This window comes from Pluralibacter gergoviae ATCC 33028 = NBRC 105706 (assembly GCF_001598855.1).
Classification (GTDB): Bacteria; Pseudomonadota; Gammaproteobacteria; order Enterobacterales; family Enterobacteriaceae; genus Pluralibacter; species Pluralibacter gergoviae.
Window position 1 is genome coordinate 36019 of record NZ_BCZS01000023.1, and the last position, 24328, is coordinate 60346.

Sequence of the window (24328 nt, forward strand, 5' to 3'; positions counted from 1 at the left end):
TAAATTTTCATCTGTCATATGGCAAAGACTTTTTCCCTGGTGAATTAACGCCTGCGTTAATCCACAGCTGTTAATCCTGGAGTAACATATGTCACACCAAGAGGTTCTGTATACTCCCTATAATGGTCCGGTACTGCTGGACACACCATTATTAAATAAGGGCTTAGCCTTCACCGACCGTGAACGCGACAGCCTGAATTTACACGGGCTGCTGCCACATAATATTGAAACCATAGAAGAGCAGACCCAGCGCGCCTGGCAGCAGTTTTGCCATTTTAATCGTGAGATTTCACGCCACGTCTTTTTACGCAATATTCAGGACACCAACGAGACGCTGTTTTATCGGCTGGTGCGCGAGCATTTAAAAGAGACGTTACCCATTATTTATACGCCAACCGTCGGGGATGCCTGCGAACACTTTTCTGAAATCTATCGCCGGGCGCGCGGGCTGTTTATCGCCTGGCCAAACCGCGATCACATCGATGAGATGCTGCAAGGCTTCTCCCGCCACGATATCCGGGTCATTGTAGTGACCGACGGAGAGCGGATTCTCGGCCTCGGGGATCAGGGGATCGGCGGCATGGGGATCCCCATCGGCAAGCTGTCGCTGTACACCGCCTGCGGCGGGATCAATCCGGCATCAACGCTGCCCATTATGCTCGACGTCGGCACCAATAACCCGCAGCACCTCAACAATCCGCTGTATATGGGCTGGCGCCACCCGCGCATCAGCGACGATGAGTATCTGGCGTTTATGGATATGTTTATTGAGGCGGTGAAGCAGCGCTGGCCGGACGTGCTGCTGCAGTTCGAAGATTTCGCCCAGCGCAACGCCACCAGGCTGCTGGAGCGCTACCGCGACCGTCTCTGCTGCTTCAATGATGATATTCAGGGCACGGCGGCGGTCGCCACCGGGACCCTGATGGCCGCCGTTCATGCCGCCGGATCGCGCCTGCGGGAGCAGCGGGTGGTCTTCGTCGGCGGCGGCTCCGCCGGGTGCGGCATCGCCGAGAAAATTATCGCGCTGATGGTGGAGGATGGCCTCAGCGAAAGCGAGGCCCGGGATCGTATCTTTATGGTCGATCGCCACGGCCTGCTGACTGAGGAGACGCCCGACCTGCTGGACTTCCAGCGCCGGCTGGCGACCCGCAGGGAGATCCTCTCCGGATGGGGGCTCGGGGCCGGGTCCGCCTCTCTGATGGACGTCGTGCAGCAGGTGCGCCCCACGGTCCTGATTGGCGTTTCTGGCCAGCCGGGCCTGTTCAGCGAGGCGCTGATTAAAGAGATGCACCGCCACTGCCCGCGGCCGATCGTCATGCCGCTGTCGAACCCCACCTCGCGGGTGGAAGCGCTGCCGAAGGATCTGATTATCTGGACCCGCGGCGCGGCGCTGATTGCCACCGGCAGCCCCTTCGAGCCGGTGCAGTTCGACGAGGCCACCATTGAGATAGCCCAGTGCAACAATGCCTACATCTTCCCCGGTCTCGGGCTGGGCGTGCTCGCCGCACGCGCCAGGCGGGTCACCGAGGGGATGCTCTCCGCCGCCAGCCGCAGCCTGGCGATGCGCTCCCCGCTGATGAACAATCAAAAAGGCGGCCTGCTGCCGCCCATTGAGCAGATACGGGAGATCTCCCTGGACATTGCCCTGAGCGTCGCCCGGGCCGCAGTGGCGGAAGGGATCGCCCCTCCGTGCGAGGAGGCGGCCCTGCAGCAGCAGATCGAGGAGACCTACTGGCAGGCGAACTATGCCACCTACCGCCACTCGGCGCTGTAGAAAACCGCGCGCGGCGCCGGCCGCGCGCTATCCGCATCTTCCCGCCCGGCGCGCGCTACGCCGAATTCTCACCCGACCGTTTATCAAACAGCGCCGCGATTTTGTGATAAAGCCAGGGCACGTGGCGCACCGGCTCCAGGATCACGATGCCGAACAGAATGCCCAGCAGGCGCTCAATGCCGGGATCGACGCTGATGGCCGCGTAGTGGTCCGGCACGAGGATAACCAGCAGCGCGAGCGTAAACTGGGTACCAATGTATTTTATCTTCAGGGCGCCGTTTTCAATAATGCGCCCGATGACCACCCCGGCGGCAAGCAGCAGGGTTAGCAGCCAGATGTGCTGATGGCTGACGATCAGGGCGACAAAGCCGAGAAGCGCGCCGGACAGGCAGCCGATAAAGCGGTGAATGATCTTGGTGGTGGTCGGATGCTTCGGGCCGCTGAAAACGCTCAGGGGCACCATCATCACCGCCATAATCGTGATACAGGTTTGCGACACCGAGACAATATCAAACCGCTGCCAGATGAAGGGCAGAAACGCCATGGCAATGGCGGCCTGCACCGCGTGCCAGAACGCCGACTTGTGCCAGTAGATCTTTTCACTTTTACTCAGCGGTTTTCCCGGCGCGGCGCGCAGATGCAGCGCAAATCGCGGCCGCACAAGCCAGGTGGAGAGGGCGCTTATCAGGATACAGGCGACGGTTCCCACCGCCACCTCCTCGATGCGCGAAAGGGCATATGCCTGAAAGTTGCCCCCGTTCTGAATGCCGTCCATCACCACCATGGCAAAGGTGATCCCCATAAACAGCCAGGCATAGCTGTGGCGAAACAGCAGCGCGTTATAGAGCGTCACGCCGGTCATCGCCGCCAGTATCAGGCTGCTGAGCACCATATCGGGAAACAGCTTTTCGACCTGCACGGCGAGCAGCGCGCCGAGAACGGTGCCCGCGACCCGCAGCCCGCCCCGCTGGAGGCTGTCCAGCACGTGGCCGCGCATCACCATATAGCCGCTGAAGGCCGCCCAGCCCACGTACTGGACGTGGAGCAGATGGGAAAAAACAATCGCCAGCAGTACGGCGAGCACCGACTCCCCGCAGTCGATAAGGCGCGCCGGAGAGCGAAAACCGGTGCGAAAATCGTCGAAGATGTCGTGAAAGAGCTGCGGGAGTGAACGGAGTTTTGCGATAAATCCAGGCATGTGAACGCTGTGTTATTAAATAAATGTTATAAAAATTATACGCAATTTAGGCTTTTCCGGATGTGTCAGAAGATAAAATCGCATTTCAGGACAACCCGCCGCGTCCGGAGTCACGCCCCGGCTTCGGGCGCGCGCTCCTCCCGCCACGCGCCGAGCACCATCCCCACCAGCCCCGGAAACTTTGCCTCCAGCTCCTGATGGCGAATCTGGGTGTGCAGATCCCGGCCAATCATCGTTGCCCGGATCAGCCCGTTCTCCCGCAGAATGCGAAAGTGGTGCGAGGCGTTGGTTTTGCCGATCCCCAGCGCGGCGTATACGTCGGCGCAGGCGGTCAGGCCGCGTTTATCCAGAATGAGCAGGATATTCAGGCGCACCGGCTCAGAGAGGGCGTGCATCAGCATGTCGATGGTGACGGCGGACATCTCGGGGTGAAATCGTTGTTTCATCGCTTCAGGCAAATTCTCAGTGACAAAGGGGCCAAATGGTACAATGATTATTGTACCATTTAACGGTTAATAACGGAGTCCGCCATGCACGTTCTCGTTGTTTACGCCCATCCCTCACGCCGCTCGTTCAACGGCGCCCTGCTGGATGCGGTGATTGAAGAGGTTAACAGCCTCGGGCACACAATTGAAGTTTCCGACCTCTACGCCGAGGGCTTTAACGCCTGCGGCGGTCCGCAGGATTTTATCGAGCTGCAGGAGCCGGCGCAGTTTCACTATCAGAGCGAGCAGAAAAGCGCCGCCCTCAGCGATAACTTTGTTCCGGAGATCGCCCGCGAGCAGGCGCGCCTGCGCCGCGCCGATCTGCTGATCCTGCAGTTTCCCCTCTGGTGGGGCGGCGTACCCGCCATTCTGAAAGGCTGGTTCGATCGCGTCGCCACCTACGGAGTGGCCTACGCCGACGGTATGCGCTTCGAGTCCGGCCTGTTTAAAGGCCGCCGGAGCCTCGTCAGCGTGACCACCGGCGGCACGCCGGCGCGCTTTTCCGAAGCGGGCGACTACGGGCCGATAGAGAAGGTTCTCTGGCCGGTACAGCAGCTGTTTCTTGGCTACCTCGGCTTCGCGCGGGTGCCGCCGCAGGTTGCCTGGGCGGTGGCGCGCGTTGAGGATGAGGCGCGGCGTGAGGCGGTCAGCGCCCTCAGGCTGCGGGTGCGGGAGCTGCTGGAGGCCCCCTACCAGCGCCGGGAGCTGCCCACTCCGCAGGCGCTGCTGGCCGCGGTCGGCAACCGCGACTGGCGGTACAAAGGGTAATCGCCAGGGCCGCGAGGCGGCGGCCCGCCCGCCGCCAGATCACAATTATGAAACATTATATATACAAATAATCAATAGCATTCCCCTCGTCATTCACTCCACCAATGTTTTTTAAAAGTCATTATTAATCAGTTTGATAACCGCATAACTGCTGCCCTGAATGCGCTGCCGGCCTCCCTTCCGGCCAGCGTCTCAATTCACGTTCGCTTAAGCGGGCGTTAGGCAATCCCTAATTCATGGCGAAGCGCTTTTCACATACTTCTGTTAGTCATCAGATGCACATGCCTAAGCAGGAGTGAACAGCATGGATTACGTTGAGCGATCGTTTTTATTCGTGCCGGGCGACCGGAGCGAGCGATTTGAGAAAGCGAAAAGCAGCGGGTCGGACGCCATCATCATTGACCTTGAGGATGCGGTTACGCCGGAAAATAAGCGCCTCGCCCGGGAGAATGCCCTTCGCTATCTGCAGGCGGGCAACCGCGCCTTTATCCGCATCAACGCCGCCGGCAGCGAGTGGTTTGAGGCCGATCTGCAGGTGATTGCCGACGGCCGCTGCGCCGGGGCGTTTTTGTCGAAGGCCGAAAGCGCGCAGCAGGTTGCCGCCGTTGCCGGGCGCTGCGCCAGCGTCTATCCGATTATCGAAAGCGCCCGCGGCTTCAGGAACCTGCAGGCCATCAGCCAGGCACCGGGGGTAAAGCGGCTGGCGTTCGGCACCCTCGACTTCAGCCTCGACACCGGCATGGCGGATAACGATCGGGTGCTGATTGCCGTGCGCACGGAAATTGTGCTCACCTCGCGCCTGGCCGGACTGCAGCCCCCCATCGATGGCGTCACCACCGAGTTTCGCAATACCGACCGCACCGTGCTCGACGCCACCCACTCCCGCGAAATGGGCTTCGGCGGCAAGCTCTGCATCCATCCGGCGCAGGTTCCCTGCGTCAATAACGTCTTCGGCTACTCCGACGAGGAGATAGCCTGGGCCGACAACATTCTGAGTCTGAGTCAGTCATCTTACGGGGCCGTCAGCGATAACGGGAAGATGGTCGATAAGCCGGTGCTTGAGAAAGCAAAGCGCATCCTCGCCCACCGTTTTTCGTAGCCCCGCAGCAGGAGAGAGAAATGAAAGCCTTAGTCTGTGTAAAACAGGTCGTTGACCACAAAGTCAAAATCCGCATCAGGCAGGACCGCTCCGGGGTTGATACCGCGGACGTTAAGCTGAGCATCAATCCGTTTGACGAAATCGCCGTCGAAGAGGCCGTGCGCCTGAAGGAGAAAGGGGCTATCGGCGAGATTGTCGCCGTCTCCGCCGGCGGCGCCGGGGTCGCCGACGTGCTGCGTACCGCCCTCGCAATGGGGGCCGACCGGGCCATCCACCTGCAGAGCGATGCCGCCCTCGCCCCGCTGACGGTAGCCAAAGCGCTGGCCGCCCTGTGCGACGAAGAAAACCCTGACCTGATCCTGCTGGGCAAGCAGGCCATCGACGACGACTGCAACCAGGTGGGCCAGATGCTCGCCGCCCTGCGCGATCTTCCCCAGGCCACCAACGCCAGCGAAATCACCCTTGCCGACGGCAGCGTAACCGTTACCCGCGAAGTGGACGGCGGGCTGGAAACCCTGCGGCTGACGCTGCCGGCGACGATCACCGCCGATCTGCGGCTCAACGCGCCGCGCAACATCAGCCTGCCCAGCATCATGAAGGCGAAGAAGAAGCCGCTGGAGAGCCGCAGCCTTGAAAGCCTCGGCGTCGCGACGACCTCGCGGCTGACGACCCTGCGCGTCGAGGAGCCCGCCGCCCGCGCCGCCGGGGTCATGGTGGACGATGTCGACGCCCTGGTAAGCAAACTCAAAAACGCCGAACAGCTGATTTAAGGAGAGAGTCATGACCAGTTTAGTCATTACCGAACTGAGCGGCGGCGCGCTGCTTCCCGCCACCCTCAATACCGTGAGCGCCGCAGCGGCCATCGGCAGCGAGGTGCATCTGCTGCTGGTGGGTGCCGAGGTAGAAGAGGCGGCGGTGGCCGCCAGCCGCCTGCAGCCCGTGTCGCAGGTTTTCGTCGCCTGCGGCCCGCAGTTTGCCGAGCCGCTGGCGGAAAATATGCAGCGCCAGGTGCTCGATTTCCTCGCCAGGCGCGAGGGGCAGTATCAGGCGGTACTCTTCCCCGCCACCAGCTTCGGCAAGAACTGCGCGCCGCGCGTGGCCGCGAAGCTCGACGTATTCCAGGTCAGCGACATCACCGGGGTGGTCGATGCCAGCACCTTTGAGCGGCCCATCTACGCCGGGAACGCTATCGCCACGGTGCGCAGCGACGACGCCATCAAAGTGATCACCGTGCGCCCCACCGCCTTCCCGCCCGCCGACAGCGGCGAAGCGTGCCGGATTGAACACTGCGAGGCGGTTGAAGGCACCGCCGCCGCCGCCTTCGTCAGCCGCCGGGTCACCCAGAGCGACCGGCCGGACCTGCAGTCCGCCGGCATCGTGGTCTCCGGCGGCCGCGCGCTGGGCAGCGCCCAGGCGTTCGACGAGATCGTCAACCGGCTGGCGGATAAGCTCGGCGCCGCGGTCGGCGCCAGCCGGGCCGCGGTGGATGCCGGCTACGCCCCCAACGATTACCAGGTGGGCCAGACCGGCAAAATCGTCGCCCCCAAACTCTATATTGCCCTCGGCATCTCCGGCGCCATCCAGCATCTGGCGGGCATGAAGGAGTCCGGGGTGGTGGTGGCTATCAATAAAGATCCCGATGCGCCCATTTTTTCCGTGGCCGATTACGGCCTCGCCGCCGACGTTTTCGACGCGGTTCCCGAACTTATCCGCAAACTCTGACCGCACAGGGCGCCTTTTATGCACGTACACGATATCCACGCACCCGATCTTCACCGCTGGCGGCCCGAAGCGCAGCGCCTGACCGATCTGCTGGTGCCCGGCCCGGCCCGCCGCCTGGCCGCTACCCTCGACCGCAGCGGCGACGATCTGCGCAGCGGCGCGCCGCTGCCGCCGCTGTGGCACTGGCTCTACTTCCTGCCAGCGGACCCGCAGTCGGCCCTGGCCGCCGACGGCCATCCGCAGAAAGGGGCCTTCTTACCGCCGGTATCGCTACCGCGCCGCATGTGGGCCGCCGGAACGCTGACCTGGCACAGCCCGCTTCGCCTCGGGGAGAGCGTTGAGCGCACCTCGCAGGTGAAGGGCATCGAGGAAAAAGAGGGCGCCAGCGGCCGGCTGGTTTTCGTCGAGGTAGAGCACCGCTACCGCGCCGGCGAGCGGGATCTGCTCACCGAGGTCCACACCATCGTCTATCGCGAGGCGGTGACCGGAGCGCCGGCGACCAGACGGGCCAGCGCCCCGCTGCCGGAGGCGCAGTTCAGCCGCGAGATCCTCCCCGATCCGCGGCTGCTCTTTCGCTACTCGGCGCTGACCTTTAACACCCATCGCATTCACTACGACCTTGATTACGTTACCCGGGAAGAGCACTACCCCGGCCTGGTGGTACACGGCCCGCTGACCGCCACCCTGCTGATGGACCTGCTGCGCGAGCACGCGCCGGCGGCAGAGATCCGCAGCATGGCGTTCCGCGCCCTGTCGCCGCTGTTCAGCCCCGCTCCCGTGCGCCTGAACGGGCGCATTGATGGCGATACCGCCACCCTGTGGGCCACCGGCCCCGACGGCCAGACGGCGATGAAGGCCACGGTACAGATTAACTGAGGAAAAAAGATGAAAAGCATTGAACAGGATAACTACCAGGATATTCGCGACGCGGTTCGCGCGCTTTGCAGCGAGTTTCCCGACGAGTACCACCGCAAAATTGATGAAGAGAAGGCCTATCCGGAAGCGTTTGTTGACGCCCTGACCGCCGCGGGATGGCTGGCGGCGCTGATCCCGGAAGCCTACGGCGGCTCGGGACTGGGGCTCACGGAAGCGTCGATTATCATGGAGGAGATTAACCGCTCCGGGGGCAACTCCGGCGCCTGCCACGGCCAGATGTACAACATGAATACCCTGCTGCGCCACGGCTCGGAAAAGCAGAAGGCCTTCTGGCTGCCGCGCATCGCCAGCGGCGAATGGCGCCTGCAGTCGATGGGCGTCACCGAACCCACTACCGGGACGGATACCACCAAAATCAAAACCACCGCGGTCAAAAAAGAGGGCCGCTACGTCATCAACGGCCAGAAGGTGTGGATCTCCCGCGTCCAGCACTCGGACTGGATGATCCTGCTGGCCCGCACCACCCCGCTGGCGGAGGTCAGGCGCAAGTCGGAAGGGATGTCCATCTTTATGGTCGATATTAAAGAGGCCATGAAGAGCGGCATGACCGTGCGGCCGATCGCCAATATGGTGAACCACGAAACCAACGAGCTGTTTTTTGAAAATCTCGAAATTCCGGAAGAGAACCTGATCGGCGAAGAGGGTATGGGCTTTCGCTACATCCTCGACGGTCTGAACGCCGAGCGGACGCTGATCGCCGCCGAGTGCATCGGCGACGGCTACTGGTTCCTCGACCGCGTGACCCGCTATGTCTCCGAGCGCGAAGTCTTTGGCCGCCCCATCGGCCAGAACCAGGGCGTGCAGTTCCCGATTGCCGAGGCCTTTATCGAGGTGGAAGCCGCAAGCCTGATGCGCTTTAAGGCCTGCGAACTCTTCGATAAGCACCTCAACTGCGGCGCGCAGGCCAATATGGCCAAATATCTGGCCGCCAAAGCCAGCTGGGAAGCGGCCAACACCTGCCTGCAGTTCCACGGCGGCTACGGGTTTGCCACCGAATATGACGTGGAGCGCAAGTTCCGCGAAACCCGCCTCTATCAGGTGGCGCCGATCTCCACCAACCTGATCCTGAGCTACATCGCCGAGCACGTGCTGGAACTGCCGCGCTCCTTCTGACCGCAACCGCCGGAGAAAGATCATGAAACAGCTACCGCTATCCGGGATCACCGTGGTGTCTATCGAACACGCGATCGCCGCCCCCTTCTGCACCCGGCAGCTCGCCGACTTCGGCGCCCGCGTCATTAAGGTCGAGCGTACCGGTACCGGCGACTTTGCCCGCGGGTACGACGAGCGCGTCAACGGCATCTCCTCCCACTTCGTCTGGACCAACCGCTCGAAGGAGAGCATCGCCCTCGACCTGAAGTCGGACGAAGGCAGCGCGGTGCTGCACCGGCTGATCGGCAGCGCCGATGTGTTTATCCAGAATCTCGCTCCCGGCGCCGCCGCGCGCATGGGGCTGGACTGGGAGAGCCTGTCGGCGCAGTATCCCGGGCTTATCGTCTGCGATATCTCCGGCTACGGTGACAGCCCGGCCGCGCCGGGCCCCTACCGGGACAAGCGCGCCTACGACCTGCTTATCCAGAGCGAATCCGGCTTTCTCAGCGTTACCGGCAGCGCCGATACGCCCGCCAAAGCCGGGATTTCGATTGCCGATATCGCCGCCGGCATGTACAGCCTGACCAATATCCTGGCGGCCCTGAACCTGCGCAGCCGCACCGGCCGGGGACAGCGCATTGATATCTCAATGCTGGAGAGCATGGCCGAATGGATGAGCTTCCCGCTCTACTACACCTTTAACGGCGCCGAGCCGCCGGTGCGCACCGGCGCGTCGCACGCCACCATCTATCCCTACGGCCCGTTTCCGGCGCAGTACGGCGAATCGGTGCTGTTCGGGGTGCAAAATGAGCGCGAGTGGCAGCGCTTTTGCGCAACGGTATTACGCCGCCCGGCGCTGGCGGACGATCCGCGCTTTATCAGCAACTCGCTGCGGGTAAAAAACCGCGAACTGCTGAATGAAATTATTATTTCCGTCTTTCGCGATTATCCGGCGGCAGATATTTTGCAGCGCCTCGACGCGGCGCAAATCGCTAATGCCAGAATGAATGAATTAAAAGACCTGTGGCAGCATCCGCAATTACGGGCGCGCCAGCGCTGGGTCACCATTGATACCCCGGCAGGGCCGGTGCCGGCCCTGCTGCCGCCCGGCATCGCCAGCGCGGACGATGCGCAAATGACCGCCGTTCCGGCGCTCGGCGAGCATACGCAAAAAATACTCGCCGAGCTGCACTATGCGCCGGAACAGATTAGCCAGCTGAAAAAAAATAACATTATCTGACCCTTAAAAAATAAAAACATCTTACCCTGACGACTAATGTGGAGCATCCCCTATGTCCAGAGAACTGCCCGTTCCCGAGGGAACCCATGCCCTGAGTAATAAAAACCGCATCACCTCTATTATCAGCGCCTGCGCGGGTAATTTAGTGGAGTGGTACGACTTTTTTATTTACGCCTATACCGCCATCTATTTTGCCTCGCTCTTTTTCCCCGACGGCAATCAGACGACCCAGCTGATGGCGAGCGCCGGGATCTTTGCGGTCGGCTTTTTTATGCGCCCGATTGGCGGCTGGATCTTTGGCTATATCGCCGACAATAAGGGACGCAAGGTGGCGATGGTCCTGTCGGTATTTCTGATGTGCGGCGGCTCGCTGCTGATCGCCGTGATGCCGGTGTATTCCAGTATCGGCGTCGCCGCCCCGGCGCTGCTGCTGGTGGCGCGGCTGATGCAGGGGCTCTCCGTCGGGGCCGAGTACGGTACGGGCGCCACCTACATCAGCGAAATCTCGCGCAAGGGCACCCGCTGCTTCTTCGGCTCCTTCCAGTATATGACCATTATTGCCGGCCAGCTGCTGGCGCTGCTGACCATCTCGCTCCTGCAGCTGCTGCTGACCGCCGAACAGATGCACGCCTGGGGCTGGCGTATCCCCTTTCTCATCGGCGCCTTCAGCGCGCTGGCGGTGGTCTACGTTCGCCGCCACATGGCGGAAACGCTGGTGGCGAAAAAAAGCGCCCACACCAAAGCGGGGTCCCTGCGCGAGCTGATGAAATATCCGCGCGCCATCACCGTGACCCTGTTCATCACCATGGGCTGCTCGCTCTACTTTTACACCTTCACCAGCTATATGCAGAAGTACCTGGTGCTCTCCGTCGGCATGTCGCCGGAGAGCGCTGGCCTGATCATGACGTCGGCGCTGGTGCTGTTTATGGTCGTCCAGCCGCTGTTCGGCGCCCTGGCAGACCGCATCGGCTCCCGCACCAGCATGATCATTTTCGGCGTGCTCGCCACCCTGTTTGTGATCCCCCTGATGACCCTCCTGCGCGGCGCGACGGACGTCTGGTCGGCGCTGCTGCTGGTGGCCGCCGGGCTGCTGATCGCCAGTTTCTATACCCCCATCACCGGCGTGCTGAAGGCCGACCTCTTTCCGGCGGGCATCCGCGCGCTGGGGGTATCGCTGCCCTACGCGGTAGGCAACGCCCTGTGCGGCGGCACGGCGGAGTACGTCGCCCTCTGGACCCGCTCGCAGGGCATTGAGAGTAACTACTTCATCTACGTGGCGGTGATGACCTGCCTGTCGCTGATTGCCGCCCTGCTGCTGCCCAACCTGCAGAAACACGGCTGGCTTGACGGCGACGGCAAAGTTGAAGATCTGACGCAAATAAGAAGCCGCAAACCGGCCCTGATATCCGATAGCCAAAACTGACCTCTGCGCACCTTGCGCAGAGTACGGGAGCAAGAGATGAACGAAAAACACCCGCAAGCACAGCCGCCGCGAGAAACGATGGCGTGCGATGTCCTGATTGTTGGCGCCGGTCCGGCGGGACTTGCCGCCGCGATCCGCCTGAAATCGCTGGCCAACGAGGCCGGGGCCGACCTGTCGGTAATGGTCATCGACAAAGGCTCCGAGCCGGGGGCCCATATCCTGAGCGGCGCGGTGATGGATCCGCGCGCCCTCGACGAGCTTATTCCCGACTGGCGCACGCGCGGCGCCCCCCTGACCCAGGCGGTAACGCAGGATGAGGTGCTGTTTCTCACCCGCGGCAGGGCGCTGCGCACGCCGGACCTGCTGGTGCCCGACAATCTGCGCAATCACGGCAACTACATCATCAGCCTCGGCAATCTGGTGAAGTGGCTTGCCGGCCAGGCGGAAGCGGCAGGAGTGGATATCTTTCCCGGCTTTCCGGCAACCGAAGTGCTCTATGACGACAGCGGCAGCGTGGTTGGGATAGCCACCGGCGACATGGGGCTGCACCGGGACGGCACGCCGAAGGAGAATTTCGAGCGCGGGATAGAGATCCGCGCCCGCTATACGCTGTTTGCCGAAGGCGCGCGGGGTCAGCTCGGCAAGGCGCTGATTGCCCGCTTTCACCTTGACGACGGCAAAGCGCCCCAGAGCTTCAGCCTCGGCATCAAAGAACTGTGGGAGGTCCCGGCAGCCTGTTCCCAGCCGGGGCTGGTTATCCATACGGCGGGCTGGCCGATGGATAAAGAGACCTTCGGCGGCGGCTTCCTCTACCACCTGAACGATAACAAAGTGGCCCTCGGCCTGGTCGTCGGCCTGGACTACCCCAACCCGACCCTCAGCCCCTACCAGGAGATGCAGCGCTGGAAAACCCATCCCGCCATCCGCCGCCACATTGCGCAGGGCAAACGCCTGGGCTACGGCGCGCGGGCCATCAACAACGGCGGCATCCCCTCCATGCCGACGCCCTGCTTTCCCGGCGGACTCTTGATCGGCTGCAACAGCGGCACCCTCAACGCCAGCCGCATCAAGGGCAGCCACGCGGCGATGAAAAGCGGCGAGCTGGCCGCAGAGGCGGTCTTTGAGGCTCTGCAGAGCGGCAGGCAGCACGACAGCCTCAGCGCCTACCAGACCCGGCTGCAGGAGAGCTGGCTGTGGCAGGAGCTGGAACAGGGCAGCAATTTTAAACCCTGGTTCAAGAAGGGCCGCGCCGTGGGAATGATGATGACCGGCGTTGAGCACTGGCTGCTGCCGAGGCTGGGCGTGAAAAAGGCGCCGTGGCGGGTCAAAAACAGCGTCGCCGATCATCTGACCCTGCGCCCCGCCGACCGCTGCAGCGCGAAGATCTACGACAAACCCGACGGTAAAATCACCTTCGATCTGCCCTCATCGGTCTACCTGAGCAACACCTGGCACGACGAGGATGAGCCGGTCCATCTGCGCCTGAGCGATAGCGCCATTCCGGTGGCCGTCAACCTGGAGACCTACGCCGGCCCCGAGGCGCGCTACTGCCCCGCCGGGGTCTACGAGTATGTGAACGAGGGCGATGCACCGCGGCTGCAGATTAATGCCCAGAACTGCGTCCACTGCAAAACCTGCGACATCAAAGATCCGCGGCAAAATATCACCTGGACCGCGCCGCAGGGCGGAGAAGGCCCCAACTACACGGGAATGTAGCCCGCGCCCTGAGAAGGCGGCATCAACAGCGTCACCAGCTGCCGGGCGTAGCCGGGCAGCCTGTCGAAGCGGCGGGCGCAGAGATGGAGCCTTCGCAGGGACCAGAGGTCGTTAAGATCGATAATGGCAAAGCGGTGCAGCTGCCCCAGCCGCGATGCCGCCGAGAAGGGCATCACGCCGATCCCCACCTGCGCTTCAACCATTCTGCAGAAGGTTTCGAAGTTACCCACCTGGATGCGGATCTTGAGCGCGCTGCCGGCCTGCTCGGCCTGGCGGCGGATAAACTCGTACATGCCGGTCCCCTCCGGCAGACTTATCTGCGCATACGCCATCGACTCCGCGAAGCTGACGCTCTTTCTCTCCGCCAGCGGATGATCGACCGGCGCCACCAGCACCAGCCGGTCGGTGCGAAAGGGCAGAAGCTCAAGGCTGTCGGTGGTAATGCTGCCGGCGACAATGCCGAGATCGGTCTTCCCCTCCAGCACCGAGCGCACGATCTCCGGGCTGGGGTACTCCCGCAGATCGATATCCACGTCGCTGTACTGCGCCAGGTAGCGGCTCAGCAGCGGCGGAAGGTATTCGGCCACGGCGGTAATGCTGGCAAAGATCCGCACCAGCCCCTTAATGCCCTTCCCGTGCTCCTGCATATCGCTGCGCATCACCGCCATCTGGTTGAGCAGCTGGCGGGCGTGGTGGCGAAGGGTCTCCCCGGCGGGCGTCAGCGCCACGCCCTGGCTGCTGCGGTAAAGCAGACGGGCGTTGATGCTCTCTTCAAGATTGCGGATGCGCACGCTGGCCGAGGCGGCGGAGAGGTGCGTTTTTTCTGCGCCGCGCGTCAGGCTGCCCTCTTCGCTGATGGCGAGAAAAAGTTTCAGGTCGGTAATATCAAAATGCATCAGGCAGCCCCGCGGTATTGTTATGCGCACTAAACCTGGCACACCTGCGCGCCGGCGGCGGGGCCAGATGTGCACTCTGTACGCCGCCGACGGCCGCCGGGGAGGCGGCCGCGCAGAACGGTTAAAATGGACTCAGCCCCAGGGCGCGCCGGAAGCGGTTTTTCACAAAGCTGCCGTCCCGGGGCGGCAGCCTGCGCGGCGGCTCATCCACCGCAATCAGCACATCGGCAAACACCGCGCCGGAGCGGGCCTGGATCTGCGCCACCAGCGCCGTCAGCCCGTCGATGCTCTCCAGCGTCAGGGTATGGGCAATCCCGAATCCCTGCGCCACGCTCTCCAGCCGCGTGCCGCAGCTGGTGTGGCTCGGCTGCATCCCGGTCTCGCCGAAGTGGCCATTATTCAGCACCACCACGCTGAGATTATCCGGCGCCCGGGCGGCGATGGTGGCGAGAGTACCAATCCCCATCAGCATTTCGCCATCGCCGGTGACCACCACCACCGTGCGCTCGGGCCGGGCGAGCGCCAGCCCCAGACCGGTAGCGGCGGCACCGCCCATCGCCCCCCACAGATAGAAGTTCTCATCCCGGTCGCCGGCGGCGAAGACGTCATAGGCGGCGGATCCCAGGCCGGTGACGATCAGCGCATCCGGGATCTGCGCAATCAGTCCGGCAACAAATTGCCGGCGGTCAATGTGGCTCATATTCCCCTCCCTCAGCGCAGCCATTTTTTACGGCCAATCAGACTCTGGGACAGCAGGACGGCAATCTGCGCCCCGCCCTCAAATACCGCATCCACGGCGGCGCTGACGATCTCCTGCGCCTCCTCCGGACGGCTGACGCGCATCACGGTGATGCCCATCAGCTCCAGCGCCGCCTGGGTTTTCAGCCCCATCGCCGCCTGCCACTGGTTAAACTCGGCGTACTCGCCGCGCATGGTGATAAGGGTCAGGAACGGAAACTGGCAGTTGGAGAGCAGGGAGAACATGTTTATGCAGTTGCCAACGCCGCTGCTCTGCATCAGCAGCGCCGCGCGCTGCCCCCCGAGCCAGGCCCCCGCCGCCACGCCGATGCCCTCTTCCTCGGTGGTCAGCACCACATCGGCAATATCGGGATCGGCCTTCGCCGCGAGAATCGCCTTGCTGTGCCCGGCATCGGGCACGTAGGCAATTTGCGCAATACCGCCCTGCTTCAGGGCGTCAAACACCGCCTGCTGCCAGTCCGCCCTCTCTCTGTTTTCTGCGATCATGGTTATACCTTTCGCCGTCAGTTGTGGATCGCCAGCATAACCATCGATAACATGTGATTTACAATAGAATTACATCATAGCAGCAATCAGCTATCGGTATAAGGGGGGCTTCTGGACATCAAAATGCTCAAGGCGCTGCTGGCCGTCGCCGACACCGGCAACGTGACGAAGGCCTCGGCGCAGCTGCACCTCGTCCAGCCCGCCGTCTCGCGCCAGATAAAGCTGCTTGAGGAGGCATTTGGCGCCCGCCTGTTCGACCGTTCCCCGCACGGAATGGTCCTTACCGCGGCGGGCGAGATCCTGGCCGGACACGCCCGCCGCATCCTCGATGAGCTGAGCGAGGCCCGGTATAAGATAAGCGCCAGCGTCCAGCAGGTGTCCGGCAGCGTCACGCTCGGCATGTTGCCCAGCCTCTGCGACCTGCTCTCGGCGCCGCTCTATGCCCGGGTCACCGCGGCCTTTCCCGCCCTGCGTCTGAATATCGTCAGCGGCTACGCGGGCCACCTGCGCGAAGGGCTGAGCCGGGGCAGCATCGACTGCGCCCTGGTCTACGCCGACGACGAGGAGCACCACCGCTTTATCCCCAGCCTGGAGGAGGCTCTCTGGCTGGTGGGCCCGGGCAATGCGGCGCTGCCGGCGGGCGGCGTAAGCTGGCAGACGCTGGCGCGAACGCCGCTGATCCTGCCGCCGCTGCCCCACGGCATCCGCAGGCTGGCGGAGCGCGCGGCCCGGCGGCAGAACGCGGCGCTGAAGGTGGTGACGGAGACCGATAGCCTCAGCGTCCAGAAACAGCTGGTGCTGGCCGGGGCCGGGATGACCCTGCTTCCCGCCATCGCCATTGAGGAGGCGCGCGCCTGCGGGACATTCTGCTGCGCGCCGGTAGGCGATCCGCCGCTGACGCGTACCCTCGGCTTTGCCCTGCCGCTGGCGGGCGAATCGCCCGCCGCCAGACACGTGCTGGGGCTGTTCGACGCCTGCCTGCGCGAGCGCATTGGCGACGGCGGCTGGCCCCACGCGCGGCTGTTAACGCCCCCGGCGGGCGAAGCGTTGTGCAGCCTGGTTAGCGGGTAAAGGCGCAGTTCCGATTGTGCGGCTGCCGACGGCAGCGCTATGATGGCGCCACGCTTTGACCTGATTACTGTGATTATCCATGGACGTTATTGGCATCATCATGTCGGCGGGAAAGTCCTCCGTCGACGTTGCGCTTTATACCCTTTTACCGATCATGGTCGTGATGCTGATCGTGATGAAGTACCTCGAAGTCCGCGGCATTCTCGATGCCATCGTCCGCTGGCTGGCGCCGCTACTCAAACCGTTTGGCCTGACCGGCATGAGCGCCTTTGCGCTGATCCAGATTAACTTCGTCAGCTTCGCCGCCCCGCTCGCCACGCTGGCTATCATGGACAAGCGCGGCGTCTCCGACCGCCAGATGGCGGCCACCCTGGCGATGGTGTTTGCCATGGGCCAGGGCAACGTCTTCTATCCGCTGACCCCTTTTGGCCTGCACTGGTCGGCGGCCATCGCTATCTCAATCATCGGCGGCCTGGGCGCGGCGGCGTTCTGCTGGTACGTCAGCGGGCGCCGGCTCTCCCTCGCCGAAAACGCCCGCGCCGAAGTGCTGCCCGATAACGAGCAGAGCGGGCGCGGGCTTATCGCGGTGATCAACAGCGCGGGAGCGGATGCCATCCGCCTGGCGCTCGGCGCGGTGCCGATGCTGATCCTCTCCTTAACGATTGTCGGGCTGCTGCAGGCGGCGGGCGCTATCGAGATGCTGCAGCGCCTGCTGATGCCCCTGCTCTCGTGGCTGCAGATCCCGCAAAACTTTGTCCTGCCGGCACTGGTGAAGTGCGTGGCGGGCGGCACAGCCTATTTCGGCATTATTTCGGAAATGGCGCAGCACGGAAAAGTGACCGTTCAGCAGCTTAACGCCTCGGCGGGGCTGCTGGTGCAGACCTTTGACCTGCCCGGCATCGGCATTTTCCTCGGCGTCAGCGCCCGCTTCGTGCGCCTGTTCCGCTTCGTGGTTCCTGCCGCCATTGCCGGGATTGCCCTGCGCGGGGTGCTGCATATGGTGCTGTTTTGAGGGCTAAACGCCCGACCGCCGCTGTTTTATTGCCCTCTCCGCTCTGTTCAGGGGAGATAATATGCAGGCACAATGAATATTTCTGAAAGACGCCAATAACCCTTTGCAAAGGAGCAGGAATGAAGCTTATCGGTATGCTCGACTCGCCGTACGTCCGGCGCACGGCAATCTCGCTTGCGCTCTATGAGGTTGAATTTGAACATTTACCGCTGTCGGTGTTCAGCGACATGGAGGCCTTCTCCGCGCTCAATCCGCTGGTGAAAGCGCCCACCCTGCTGCTCGATGACGGCACGCGCCTGATGGACTCGACGCTGATTATTGACTACTTCGAATCGCTTGCCGGGCCGCAGCACAGGCTGATGCCGTCCGAGCCTGCAGCGCGGGCCGCCGACCTTCAGCTGCTGGGGGTGATGCTGGTTGCCTGCGAAAAGGCCGTGCAGTACGTCTACGAACACCGGCTGCGCCCGGAAGAGAAGCGCCATCAGCCGTGGATTGACCGCGTCAGCCGCCAGCTGCTGGCCGCCTGCGGCGAGTGGGAGACGCTGCTCGCGGGCCGCCCGACCGCCGGGCGGGCCGATCAGGTAGCGGTGACCGCCGCCGCGGTCTGGGACTTTATTCAGCGTATGCTGCCGCAGGTCGTAGAGGCGCAGGCGTTTGCCCGCATTCAGGCCTTCAGCGCCCATTTCAACGGCCAGCCTGCCTTCAGACAGTATCCGCTCCCTTAACCGCCCCGGAAGCAGATCTTCTGCTTCCGGCAAAGCTCCTCGCCGCCAATACATGCCTGATATCGCGCCGCTTGCCGGATAATACACTTATTAAAAGTAGTGATTAAGGCATTAACTCTCTATAATTCCCGGCGGCACCGGTCCCGGGCGGGATCGGGTTTTACTTTTCATCCTCTCTTTCCGGCATTTCAGGTGCTGAATGGGGCAAGAGGCTACATCATGTTTACCACCGCCGCGTATATCGCGCTCTTTCTGCTGTGCAGCTACGGCATCTTTACACTCGATCTTCGCAAAGACTCGCTCTCCAAAAGCGTTTTTATCGCCATGTTCCTCGGCGCGCTTATCGGCGTCTCGCTGCACTTTATCGGCGCCGACGCCGGACGCCGAGTGATCGACTGGTACAGCATCGTCGGCAACGGCTACGTTAACCTGCTCAAGCTGGTGGCCATTCCGCTTATTTTTATTTCGATCCTCTCGGCGATCAATAAGCTGGAGCACGCCGCCGGACTTGGCCGCATGTCGCTGACCATCGTCGGCTGTATGCTGCTGCTGGTGATGATCGCCGGCTTTATCGGCCTGCTCACCGCCCGCGCTATCGGGCTGGACGCCAGCGCCTTCGCGCACCTGCAGTCCACGCTTACCGCCGACGACGTGGCCAAAACCGCGGCCGTTTCGCTGCCGGCGCTGATAACCTCGCTTATCCCCACCAACCTGTTCCTCGACCTGACCGGGGCGCGCAGCGTATCGGTGATCGGCATCGTTATCTTCACCCTGCTGGCGGGCGCGGCGCTGCTGAAGGTGAAAAAGGAGGCGCCGGAAGAGGGCGAGAAGCTCAGCGCCGGGATTAACGCCGTGCAGATCTGGGTAATGAAAATGGTGCGCATCGTTATCGCCCTGACGCCCTACGGCGTGATGGCCCTGATGGCGAAGGTGTTCTCCTCTTACCGGATGGAGCAGTTCGTCAGCCTGCTGGGCTTTATCGCCGCCTGCTATCTGGCGGTGCTGATGATGTTTATCGTCCACGCGCTGCTGCTCACGCTGGCCGGGCGCAACCCGCTGCGCTACTACAAAACCGTGTGGCCGGCGCTGACCTTTGCCTTCGTTTCCCGCAGCAGCGCCGCGTCGATCCCGCTGGCGATTACCTCCCAGGAAAAACTCGGCGTGCCGAATACCATTGCCAACATCGCCGCCTCGTTCGGATCCAGCATGGGGCAGAACGGCTGCGCCGGGATCTATCCGGCGATTATGGTGGCGATGATCGCCCCGACCCTGGGCATCGATCCCTTCTCGCTCACCTTTCTCGCCGCGATGCTGCCGGCCATTGCGCTCGGCTCCATCGGCGTGGCTGGCGTCGGCGGCGGCGGCACCTTTGCGGCGCTGATCGTGCTGTCAACGCTCAACTTCCCGGTCGCGCTGGTGGGCATTTTTATCGCCATTGAACCGGTGGTGGACATGGCGCGCACCGCGCTGAACGTCAACGGCTCGATGATGGCCGGCGTGCTGGCAAGCCGCCTGCTGGAGAATAAAAACGACGCCCGGGCGCGCGCCATTCGCGATTAACCGCTCCCTCAACCTCACCTGCCCTATAAGGCAGGTGATCCTCTGCTGAAATTCCGCTTCGCTACCGCTATTTCGGGAAAACAGATTTCTCTGAATCGGCATACTGATTTTGTTAATGGAATGTATACTGCGATAGTTCCATACAACAAAAAAGCAACGCCTCCGATCCGCCAGTAAAAATGAATTACTGCCCTCGCCAGTTTCGTTAATTCTTTGCCATGAAGAGGACTCTGACACAATGCGTGAAAATAGTTATCCGCAGAAAAATCGATTCGCGGCGGTTATTTATAATCTGCTTAACCCTATTCCCTACGGGCTTTTTATCGCGGCCCTTATTTTCGACATTATTTATCTCTACAGCACCAACGTGATGTGGGGAAAAAGCGCCAGCTGGCTGATTGCCTTTGGCCTGATATTCGCCATCATTCCCCGGCTGATTAATCTGTTTCAGGTCTGGGTCGGCGGCCGCTGGCCGCAGCTGTCGGCGGTGAAAATTCACTTCTGGCTGAACCTGGTGGCGATTGTGGCCGCCATTCTCAACAGCTTCGTCCACAGCCGCGATGCCTACGCCATTGCGCCGCAGAATGTTATCTACTCCGCCATCACGGTCGGCTGCCTGCTGGTGGCCAACATCGCCCTTTCGCTCGGCCACGTCACGGAGGATCGTCATGACTAACCGCCTGCTCTTCATCCCGGCGATGATAACCCTCGCCCTCGCCCTCAGCGCCTGCGACGAAAAAGCGAAACTGACCCCGGAGCAGCAGATGGGCCCGGACCCGCAGCTGCCGAAAGCCCAGGATTTTCTGCTGCCGCCGATGCAGGTGCCGAAAGGCGTCGGCTGGCAGGGGGACGCTAAGCCCGAGGTGGCCCCGGGCCTGCGCATAGAGAAGATTGCCGACGGCCTGATGCACCCGCGCATGGTCTACGTCCTGCCCAACGACGACATTCTGGTGGTCGAAAGCAACAGCCCCGGCGAAGAGGCCACCACGACGCCGAAACAGCTGATCGCCGGCGTGGTCAAAAATCAGTCCGGCAAAGGGGCGAAAGGCGGCAACCGCATCACCCTGCTGCGCCGGGGCGACGGCGGCTGGGAGAAGCACATTTTTCTGCAAAACCTGCACTCGCCCTTCGGCGTGCAGCTGATTGGCGACAACCTTTACGTGGCCAATACCGATGCGGTAGTGCGCTATCCCTATAAAACCGGCGAAACCGAGATTCGCGAACCGGGCAGCGAGCTTGCCGACCTGCCGGGCACCATCAACCACCACTGGACCAAGAGCCTGCTCGCCGGCCCGGACGGCAAAAAGCTTTACGTCGGCGTCGGCTCCAACAGCAACATTACCGAAAACGGCCTCGACGTCGAGTACCGGCGCGCGGCGATCCTGGAGGTGGATGTCGCTACGGGGGCCAGCCGCATCTATGCCAGCGGCATCCGCAACCCGACCGGGCTCGGCTGGGAGCCGCAGAGCGGCAGGCTGTGGGCGATAGCCAACGAGCGGGATGAGATAGGCGCCGATCTGGTGCCGGATTATCTCACCTCGGTGCAGGAGGGCGGCTTCTACGGCTGGCCGTGGAGCTACTTCGGCCAGCACGTTGACCGCCGCGTGCAGCCCCCGCGCCCGGATAAAGTGGCGCAGGCGATTAAGCCCGACTACGCCCTCAGCTCCCACGTTGCGCCGCTGGGCCTGCACTTCTACACCGGCAGCGCGCTGGGCGAGAAGTACCGCGGCGGCGCCTTTATCAGCGAGCACGGCAGCTGGGACCGCTCGCCGCTCAACGGCTACCGGGTGAGCTTCGTCGCCTTTAAAGACGGCAAGCCGGCGGGCCTGCCCGAGAGCGCGGTCAGCGGCTTTGTCTCTAAAGATGAGAAGGAACTCTACGGCGCGCCGGTGGGGCTGGATCAGGATAAGGAAGGCGCGCTGATTATCGCCGACGACGTGGGGAACGCGGTCTGGCGGGTGACCGCGAAGTAGCCTGCGCCCCTGCCCCGGGCATTTTCAACCGCGTGCGAGCGCAGCGCGGCCCTTTGCCGGGTGGCGCTGCGCTTACCCGGCCTGCATCCGCAGGGCGGCCAACCGTAGGCCCGGCAAGCGCAGCGCCGCCGGGCGTTTTCCACCAAGGATAACCGTAGGCGCCGCCCTACATCAGAAATCCCAGATAACCTTCCCGACAACCGTCCGCCCGGCGCCCCAGAAGCAGCCCTGCGCGTAGGTAAAGCAGCTGGTCACGTAGTCGCGCTTGGTCAGGTTATCGACGTTGAGCTGCACCCTGCCGCCCTTCAGGCTCTGCAGCAGGTGGCCCAGATCGTAGTGGACCTCCGCGTCCATCACGCCGTAGCCGGCGGTGCTGAACTGATTTTCCATGGTGCCGCCCTTGGTGCCGTTGCTGAAGCGCCCGCCGACGCCCGCGCCGAGGCCGGACACCGCAGTGCCCTCCGGCGCCTGCCAGTTGACCCACAGGGAGCCGTAGCGGCTGGGGATGCGCAGCGGCCGGCGGCCGACCACGTCGCGGTCGCTGTACTGGGTGTACTCCACGTCCTGCCAGGTCATGGCGCCGATAACGCTGAATTGCTCAGTCACCTGGCCTCTGGCCTCCAGCTCAACGCCGCGCGAGCGGATTTTACCGTCCTGAACAAAGGCCTGCGGGAAGCGCGGATCGGTGGCCAGCGTCTTATCCTGAGTCAGGTTAAAGGCGGCAATCGAGAAGAAGGCGTCCATAAAGGTCGGCCGGTACTTGATACCCGCTTCGTAGAGTTCGCCGCGCGACGGATCGAACATCCGGCCATTGCGGTCGGTGGAGTTGGTGGGCTGGAACGACTGGGCCCAGGTGAAGTACGGCGCCACGCCGTTATCAAACAGGTAGTTGATCCCGGCGCGCCAGGTGGTGGCTTCGTCGCGCTGGCGGCTGCGATCGCTCTTATCCATCAGGTTGGTGTTGCGCTGGCTCGACCAGTCGTGGCGCACGCCGAAGGTGCCGCGCCACTTCTGCCAGCTCAGCTGATCCTGCGCGTACAGCCCGGTCTGGGTGTTCATGATCCGGTTGTTCTGATAGTCCTGCAGCGGACCATAAACCGGATTACGGTAGTCCGGATCGTAAATATCCAGCGGCGAGGCGGCTCCTCCCGCGTAGTTGGCGTGGCCGTTAAAACGGTCCCAGCTCATCCCCGCCAGCAGCTGGTGATCGACCTCGCCGGTGCTGAAGCGCCCGTGCAGCTGGTTGTCGAGGTTAATGGTGTTGAAGTGCTCATCGGATGCCGCCTGGGCGCGATCGATGGTGCGCATATCATCCTGGTGCAGCCCGCCAAAAATAGTCGCATGGTACTTCGAGGTATTCTCGCTGTAGCGGCCGTTGAGCAGCACCGACCAGTCGTTATTAAAGAAGTGCTCGGCGCTATAACCCACCGCCGCCTGGCGGCGGGAGAAGGTATTGTGGTGCGGATCGCCGGGATAGGCGTCGGTCGGCAGCTTACCGTTGGGGTTATACTTCGCCGTGCCCTCCACCGGCAGCGAGGTCTGCGCCCCCATGCGCGGATCGCGCTGGGCGCGGGCGTACAGGGTCAGCTTGTTGTAGTCGTCGGGCAGGAAAGTGATCGACGGCGCCAGCGCCCAGCGGCGGGCGGAGGTGCCGTACTCCTGGCCATTTTTGGTGTCGGCGGTGCCGACGATGCGGTAGAGAATGCGCCCGTCGTCGGTCACTTTGCCGCCAAAATCGAACGAGCCGCGCTGGTATTCGCGGTTTCCGGCCTCCAGCTCCACGTGGCGAATGCTCTGCGCCACCGGCAGCTTGCTGTTCATGGCGATCACCCCGCCGGGGCTTGCCAGGCCGTACAGCACCGAGGCCGGGCCGCGCAGGACGCTAATGTCCTCCAGCAGGAACGGGTCGACCTGCTGGAAGCCGTAGACCACGCCGTTGTTCATCCGCAGTCCGTCGAGAAACTGGTCGTTAAACCCGGTCGAACCGTAGTTGAAGCCGCGAATCGAGAACTGATCGAAGGCGCTCACCCCGCCCCACTGCCCGGCGGCGACGCCCGGCGTATAGCGCAGGGCATCGTTGAGCGAATGCACGTTCTGCATGTCCATCTGCTTACGGGTGATCACCGATACCGACTGCGGGGTCTCCAGAATCGGCGTATCGGTTTTGGTGGCGCTGCGGGTCGATTTCGCCAGCAGGCCATCGGCATCGCCGCTGCTGCCGACGACGGTCAGCGTATCTTCTGACAGCGCCGGCAGCGACCAGAGGGCGGCGATAAGCGCCGCAGCGAGCGGCTTAAGTTGCGGACGGGTCCGCGCGGACGTGCACATGAATAGGACTCCCCTGAATAATAGATATGTTATAACGTAATAATTATTGAGCAGACATTTATAGC

At 62.8% G+C, this 24328-nt stretch carries 22 protein-coding genes; 16 read left to right on the forward strand and 6 right to left on the reverse strand.

Annotation, left to right across the window (positions count from 1 at the left end):
- The first annotated feature begins 88 nt into the window (after positions 1-88).
- Positions 89-1774, forward strand: coding sequence for an NAD-dependent malic enzyme (locus tag ENGE1_RS19530; RefSeq protein WP_048252826.1), 1686 nt, complete (start codon positions 89-91; stop codon positions 1772-1774).
- Between the two features lie 55 nt (positions 1775-1829).
- Here the strand turns inward: ENGE1_RS19530 and ENGE1_RS19535 are convergent, their stop codons facing one another.
- The gene (locus ENGE1_RS19535; protein ID WP_053075563.1) at positions 1830-2972 is read right to left on the reverse strand and encodes an FUSC family protein; all 1143 of its coding nucleotides are present in this window, start codon (positions 2970-2972) and stop codon (positions 1830-1832) included.
- Between the two features lie 110 nt (positions 2973-3082).
- The gene (locus ENGE1_RS19540) at positions 3083-3418 is read right to left on the reverse strand and encodes an ArsR/SmtB family transcription factor (protein WP_048252825.1); all 336 of its coding nucleotides are present in this window, start codon (positions 3416-3418) and stop codon (positions 3083-3085) included.
- Between the two features lie 84 nt (positions 3419-3502).
- Between ENGE1_RS19540 and ENGE1_RS19545 the strand changes: the two genes are divergently transcribed.
- The 9 genes from ENGE1_RS19545 (at position 3503) to ENGE1_RS19585 (ending at position 13453) form a co-directional block, all read left to right on the forward strand.
- On the forward strand, positions 3503-4225 hold the full coding sequence (locus tag ENGE1_RS19545) for an NAD(P)H-dependent oxidoreductase (protein ID WP_053075562.1): 723 nt from the start codon (positions 3503-3505) through the stop codon (positions 4223-4225).
- A 304-nt stretch (positions 4226-4529) separates the two neighbouring features.
- A complete protein-coding gene (locus ENGE1_RS19550) occupies positions 4530-5324 on the forward strand; it encodes an HpcH/HpaI aldolase/citrate lyase family protein (protein ID WP_052097903.1) in 795 nt (264 codons plus the stop codon).
- 20 nt (positions 5325-5344) lie between these two features.
- Complete coding sequence (locus ENGE1_RS19555; RefSeq protein WP_048252824.1) at positions 5345-6094, forward strand: electron transfer flavoprotein subunit beta/FixA family protein; 750 nt, start codon at positions 5345-5347, stop codon at positions 6092-6094.
- Positions 6095-6104: 10 nt separating this feature from the next.
- On the forward strand, positions 6105-7046 hold the full coding sequence (locus ENGE1_RS19560) for an electron transfer flavoprotein subunit alpha/FixB family protein (protein ID WP_048252823.1): 942 nt from the start codon (positions 6105-6107) through the stop codon (positions 7044-7046).
- A gap of 18 nt (positions 7047-7064) precedes the next feature.
- Entirely contained in the window at positions 7065-7922 is an 858-nt protein-coding gene (locus ENGE1_RS19565) for an HTD2 family dehydratase (protein ID WP_080964501.1), read from the forward strand.
- Between the two features lie 9 nt (positions 7923-7931).
- On the forward strand, positions 7932-9095 hold the full coding sequence (locus tag ENGE1_RS19570; protein WP_048252822.1) for an acyl-CoA dehydrogenase family protein: 1164 nt from the start codon (positions 7932-7934) through the stop codon (positions 9093-9095).
- A 22-nt stretch (positions 9096-9117) separates the two neighbouring features.
- A complete protein-coding gene (locus ENGE1_RS19575; RefSeq protein ID WP_064360673.1) occupies positions 9118-10314 on the forward strand; it encodes a CaiB/BaiF CoA transferase family protein in 1197 nt (398 codons plus the stop codon).
- Between the two features lie 52 nt (positions 10315-10366).
- Entirely contained in the window at positions 10367-11737 is a 1371-nt protein-coding gene (locus tag ENGE1_RS19580; RefSeq protein WP_048252821.1) for an MFS transporter, read from the forward strand.
- A gap of 36 nt (positions 11738-11773) precedes the next feature.
- Positions 11774-13453, forward strand: a complete 1680-nt coding sequence (locus ENGE1_RS19585; protein WP_048252820.1) for an electron transfer flavoprotein-ubiquinone oxidoreductase — start codon at positions 11774-11776, stop codon at positions 13451-13453.
- Here ENGE1_RS19585 and ENGE1_RS19590 read toward each other — a convergent pair.
- The 3 genes from ENGE1_RS19590 to ENGE1_RS19600 form a co-directional block, all read right to left on the reverse strand.
- Positions 13438-14349: a LysR substrate-binding domain-containing protein gene (locus ENGE1_RS19590; RefSeq protein ID WP_048252819.1), complete on the reverse strand. Its 912-nt coding sequence runs from the start codon at positions 14347-14349 to the stop codon at positions 13438-13440. The two genes, ENGE1_RS19585 and ENGE1_RS19590, sit on opposite strands and share 16 nt — an antisense overlap.
- A gap of 121 nt (positions 14350-14470) precedes the next feature.
- Complete coding sequence (locus tag ENGE1_RS19595) at positions 14471-15049, reverse strand: thiamine pyrophosphate-dependent enzyme (protein ID WP_197737245.1); 579 nt, start codon at positions 15047-15049, stop codon at positions 14471-14473.
- 11 nt (positions 15050-15060) lie between these two features.
- Positions 15061-15594, reverse strand: a complete 534-nt coding sequence (locus tag ENGE1_RS19600; protein WP_043083075.1) for a thiamine pyrophosphate-binding protein — start codon at positions 15592-15594, stop codon at positions 15061-15063.
- A 123-nt stretch (positions 15595-15717) separates the two neighbouring features.
- Here ENGE1_RS19600 and ENGE1_RS19605 point away from each other — a divergent pair, with 123 nt between their 5' ends.
- The 6 genes from ENGE1_RS19605 to ENGE1_RS19630 all read left to right on the forward strand — a co-directional run bounded on the left by ENGE1_RS19605 (position 15718) and on the right by ENGE1_RS19630 (position 21935).
- Entirely contained in the window at positions 15718-16665 is a 948-nt protein-coding gene (locus tag ENGE1_RS19605) for a LysR family transcriptional regulator (RefSeq protein WP_052097902.1), read from the forward strand.
- A 79-nt stretch (positions 16666-16744) separates the two neighbouring features.
- On the forward strand, positions 16745-17677 hold the full coding sequence (locus tag ENGE1_RS19610; protein WP_045287888.1) for a nucleoside recognition domain-containing protein: 933 nt from the start codon (positions 16745-16747) through the stop codon (positions 17675-17677).
- 119 nt (positions 17678-17796) lie between these two features.
- Positions 17797-18402 (forward strand): glutathione S-transferase family protein, encoded by a 606-nt coding sequence (locus ENGE1_RS19615; RefSeq protein WP_048252817.1) that lies wholly within the window; start codon positions 17797-17799, stop codon positions 18400-18402.
- A gap of 219 nt (positions 18403-18621) precedes the next feature.
- A complete protein-coding gene (locus ENGE1_RS19620) occupies positions 18622-19962 on the forward strand; it encodes a cation:dicarboxylate symporter family transporter (protein WP_048252816.1) in 1341 nt (446 codons plus the stop codon).
- A 238-nt stretch (positions 19963-20200) separates the two neighbouring features.
- Positions 20201-20638, forward strand: a complete 438-nt coding sequence (locus tag ENGE1_RS19625; protein ID WP_048252815.1) for a DUF2231 domain-containing protein — start codon at positions 20201-20203, stop codon at positions 20636-20638.
- Complete coding sequence (locus ENGE1_RS19630; RefSeq protein ID WP_045287885.1) at positions 20631-21935, forward strand: PQQ-dependent sugar dehydrogenase; 1305 nt, start codon at positions 20631-20633, stop codon at positions 21933-21935. Before ENGE1_RS19625 ends, ENGE1_RS19630 begins: the two co-directional genes overlap by 8 nt.
- A gap of 171 nt (positions 21936-22106) precedes the next feature.
- Here ENGE1_RS19630 and ENGE1_RS19635 read toward each other — a convergent pair whose 3' ends face one another.
- A complete protein-coding gene (locus ENGE1_RS19635) occupies positions 22107-24263 on the reverse strand; it encodes a TonB-dependent siderophore receptor (RefSeq protein ID WP_064360674.1) in 2157 nt (718 codons plus the stop codon).
- Between the last annotated feature and the right edge of the window lie 65 nt (positions 24264-24328).

Excerpts from the sequence above, each read along its gene's own strand:
- ENGE1_RS19605 (WP_052097902.1), top strand. The coding sequence starts at position 15,718 with ATGCTCAAGGCGCTGCTGGCCGTCGCCGACACCGGCAACGTGACGAAG.
- ENGE1_RS19620 (WP_048252816.1), top strand. The coding sequence starts at position 18,622 with ATGTTTACCACCGCCGCGTATATCGCGCTCTTTCTGCTGTGCAGCTAC.
- ENGE1_RS19530 (WP_048252826.1), top strand. The coding sequence starts at position 89 with ATGTCACACCAAGAGGTTCTGTATACTCCCTATAATGGTCCGGTACTG.
- ENGE1_RS19595 (WP_197737245.1), bottom strand. The coding sequence starts at position 15,049 with ATGAGCCACATTGACCGCCGGCAATTTGTTGCCGGACTGATTGCGCAG.
- ENGE1_RS19545 (WP_053075562.1), top strand. The coding sequence starts at position 3,503 with ATGCACGTTCTCGTTGTTTACGCCCATCCCTCACGCCGCTCGTTCAAC.
- ENGE1_RS19585 (WP_048252820.1), top strand. The coding sequence starts at position 11,774 with ATGAACGAAAAACACCCGCAAGCACAGCCGCCGCGAGAAACGATGGCG.
- ENGE1_RS19600 (WP_043083075.1), bottom strand. The coding sequence starts at position 15,594 with ATGATCGCAGAAAACAGAGAGAGGGCGGACTGGCAGCAGGCGGTGTTT.
- ENGE1_RS19560 (WP_048252823.1), top strand. The coding sequence starts at position 6,105 with ATGACCAGTTTAGTCATTACCGAACTGAGCGGCGGCGCGCTGCTTCCC.
- ENGE1_RS19565 (WP_080964501.1), top strand. The coding sequence starts at position 7,065 with ATGCACGTACACGATATCCACGCACCCGATCTTCACCGCTGGCGGCCC.
- ENGE1_RS19540 (WP_048252825.1), bottom strand. The coding sequence starts at position 3,418 with ATGAAACAACGATTTCACCCCGAGATGTCCGCCGTCACCATCGACATG.
- ENGE1_RS19615 (WP_048252817.1), top strand. The coding sequence starts at position 17,797 with ATGAAGCTTATCGGTATGCTCGACTCGCCGTACGTCCGGCGCACGGCA.
- ENGE1_RS19535 (WP_053075563.1), bottom strand. The coding sequence starts at position 2,972 with ATGCCTGGATTTATCGCAAAACTCCGTTCACTCCCGCAGCTCTTTCAC.
- ENGE1_RS19580 (WP_048252821.1), top strand. The coding sequence starts at position 10,367 with ATGTCCAGAGAACTGCCCGTTCCCGAGGGAACCCATGCCCTGAGTAAT.
- ENGE1_RS19610 (WP_045287888.1), top strand. The coding sequence starts at position 16,745 with ATGGACGTTATTGGCATCATCATGTCGGCGGGAAAGTCCTCCGTCGAC.
- ENGE1_RS19550 (WP_052097903.1), top strand. The coding sequence starts at position 4,530 with ATGGATTACGTTGAGCGATCGTTTTTATTCGTGCCGGGCGACCGGAGC.
- ENGE1_RS19590 (WP_048252819.1), bottom strand. The coding sequence starts at position 14,349 with ATGCATTTTGATATTACCGACCTGAAACTTTTTCTCGCCATCAGCGAA.
- ENGE1_RS19625 (WP_048252815.1), top strand. The coding sequence starts at position 20,201 with ATGCGTGAAAATAGTTATCCGCAGAAAAATCGATTCGCGGCGGTTATT.
- ENGE1_RS19575 (WP_064360673.1), top strand. The coding sequence starts at position 9,118 with ATGAAACAGCTACCGCTATCCGGGATCACCGTGGTGTCTATCGAACAC.
- ENGE1_RS19570 (WP_048252822.1), top strand. The coding sequence starts at position 7,932 with ATGAAAAGCATTGAACAGGATAACTACCAGGATATTCGCGACGCGGTT.
- ENGE1_RS19630 (WP_045287885.1), top strand. The coding sequence starts at position 20,631 with ATGACTAACCGCCTGCTCTTCATCCCGGCGATGATAACCCTCGCCCTC.
- ENGE1_RS19555 (WP_048252824.1), top strand. The coding sequence starts at position 5,345 with ATGAAAGCCTTAGTCTGTGTAAAACAGGTCGTTGACCACAAAGTCAAA.
- ENGE1_RS19635 (WP_064360674.1), bottom strand. The coding sequence starts at position 24,263 with ATGTGCACGTCCGCGCGGACCCGTCCGCAACTTAAGCCGCTCGCTGCG.